Below are 2,807 nucleotides of genomic sequence, written 5' to 3' on the forward strand. Positions count from 1 at the left end.
AAAGCAATAACCAAAATTGGTTAAGCTACAAAGGGCGCACGGTGGATGCCTTGGCACTAGGAGCCGATGAAGGACGCGGTAAACGGCGATACGCCTCGGGGAGCTGTAAGCAAGCTTTGATCCGAGGATTTCCGAATGGGGGAACCCACTGTCCGTAATGGGGCAGTATCACCACCTGAATTCATAGGGTGGATGAAGGTATACCAGGGGAACTGAAACATCTAAGTACCCTGAGGAGAAGAAAACAAGTAGTGATTCCCTAAGTAGCGGCGAGCGAACGGGGAAGAGCCCAAACCGGAAAGCTTGCTTTCCGGGGTTGTAGGACGTCTCATACGGAGTTACAAAGGTCGAGAATAGGCGAAGAGATCTGGAAAGGTCCATCACAGAAGGTAACAATCCTGTAGCTGAAATTCTCGACCCTCCGAGACGGATCCTGAGTAGGGCGGGACACGTGAAACCCCGTCTGAAGCTGGGAGGACCATCTCCCAAGGCTAAATACTCCCTAGTGACCGATAGTGAACCAGTACCGTGAGGGAAAGGTGAAAAGCACCCCGGAAGGGGAGTGAAATAGATCCTGAAACCGTGTGCCTACAAACAGTCGGAGCACTATTAATGTGTGACGGCGTGCCTTTTGTAGAATGAACCGGCGAGTTACGTTTACGTGCAAGGTTAAGCCGAAGAGGCGGAGCCGCAGCGAAAGCGAGTCTGAATAGGGCGAATGAGTACGTAGGCGTAGACCCGAAACCGTGTGATCTACCCATGTCCAGGGTGAAGGTGCGGTAACACGCACTGGAGGCCCGAACCCACGCACGTTGAAAAGTGCGGGGATGAGGTGTGGGTAGCGGAGAAATTCCAATCGAACTCGGAAATAGCTGGTTCTCTCCGAAATAGCTTTAGGGCTAGCCTCGATGTAGGAGTCTTGGAGGTAGAGCACTGATTGGGCTAGGGGTCCTCACCGGATTACCGAACTCAGTCAAACTCCGAATGCCAATGACTTACCATCGGGAGTCAGACTGCGAGTGCTAAGATCCGTAGTCAAAAGGGAAACAGCCCAGACCATCAGCTAAGGTCCCCAAGTGTATGTTAAGTGGGAAACGATGTGGAGTTGCCCAGACAACCAGGATGTTGGCTTAGAAGCAGCCACCATTTAAAGAGTGCGTAATAGCTCACTGGTCGAGTGACTCTGCGCGGAAAATGTAACGGGGCTAAACATACCACCGAAGCTATGGACTGTCTTTGACAGTGGTAGGAGAGCGTTCCAAGGGCATTGAAGCATGACCGGAAGGACATGTGGAGCGCTTGGAAGTGAGAATGCCGGTGTAAGTAGCGAAAAGATCAGTGAGAATCTGATCCGCCGAAAGCCTAAGGTTTCCTGAGGAAGGCTCGTCCGCTCAGGGTTAGTCGGGACCTAAGTCGAGGCCGAAAGGCGTAGACGATGGACAACAGGTTGAAATTCCTGTACCACCTCATTTCCGTTTGAGCAATGGAGGGACGCAGTAAGGTAGGGAGAGCAGGCGATTGGAAGTGCCTGTCTAAGCGTTTAGGTTGATGAGTAGGCAAATCCGCTCATTATAAGACTGAGACGTGATGGCGAGGGAAATTTAAGTACCGAAGTCCCTGATCCTACACTGCCAAGAAAAGCTTCTAGCGAGGAAATAGGTGCCCGTACCGCAAACCGACACAGGTAGGCGAGGAGAGAATCCTAAGGCGCGCGGGAAAACTCTTGCTAAGGAACTCGGCAAAATGACCCCGTAACTTCGGGAGAAGGGGTGCCCCGGTAGTGTGAATAGCACGAGGGGGCCGCAGTGAAAAGGCCCAAGCGACTGTTTAGCAAAAACACAGGTCTCTGCGAAGCCGCAAGGCGAAGTATAGGGGCTGACGCCTGCCCGGTGCTGGAAGGTTAAGAGGAGAGGTTAGCGCAAGCGAAGCTTTGAATTGAAGCCCCAGTAAACGGCGGCCGTAACTATAACGGTCCTAAGGTAGCGAAATTCCTTGTCGGGTAAGTTCCGACCCGCACGAAAGGCGTAACGACTTGGGCGCTGTCTCGGCAAGAGACCCGGTGAAATCGTAATACCTGTGAAGATGCAGGTTACCCGTGACAAGACGGAAAGACCCCATGGAGCTTTACTACAGCTTGATATTGGATTTTGGTATGTTTTGTACAGGATAGGTGGGAGCCAGAGAAGCCGGGTCGCCAGATTCGGTGGAGGCATTGGTGGGATACCACCCTGAACATATCGGAGTTCTAACCTACGCCCCTGATCGGGGTGGGGGACAGTGTCAGGTGGGTAGTTTGACTGGGGCGGTCGCCTCCTAAAGAGTAACGGAGGCGCCCAAAGGTTCCCTCAGCGCGGTTGGAAATCGCGCGAAGAGTGCAAAGGCAGAAGGGAGCTTGACTGCGAGACCTACAAGTCGAGCAGGGACGAAAGTCGGGCTTAGTGATCCGGTGGTTCCGCATGGAAGGGCCATCGCTCAACGGATAAAAGCTACCCTGGGGATAACAGGCTTATCTCCCCCAAGAGTCCACATCGACGGGGAGGTTTGGCACCTCGATGTCGGCTCATCGCATCCTGGGGCTGAAGTAGGTCCCAAGGGTTGGGCTGTTCGCCCATTAAAGCGGTACGCGAGCTGGGTTCAGAACGTCGTGAGACAGTTCGGTCCCTATCTGTCACGGGCGCAGGAAATTTGAGAGGAGCTGTCCTTAGTACGAGAGGACCGGGATGGACGCACCGCTGGTGCACCAGTTGTTCCGCCAGGAGCACAGCTGGGTAGCTATGTGCGGCAGGGATAAGCGCTGAAAGCATCTA

The 2,807-nt window shown here is 53.6% G+C and carries 1 rRNA gene; it reads left to right on the forward strand.

Going from position 1 to position 2,807, the window contains the following annotated elements:
• Positions 1-18 precede the first annotated feature (18 nt).
• A 23S ribosomal RNA gene (locus ABLT31_RS38200) occupies positions 19-2,807 on the forward strand; the annotation flags it as partial.

This window comes from Ammoniphilus soli, assembly GCF_040813775.1.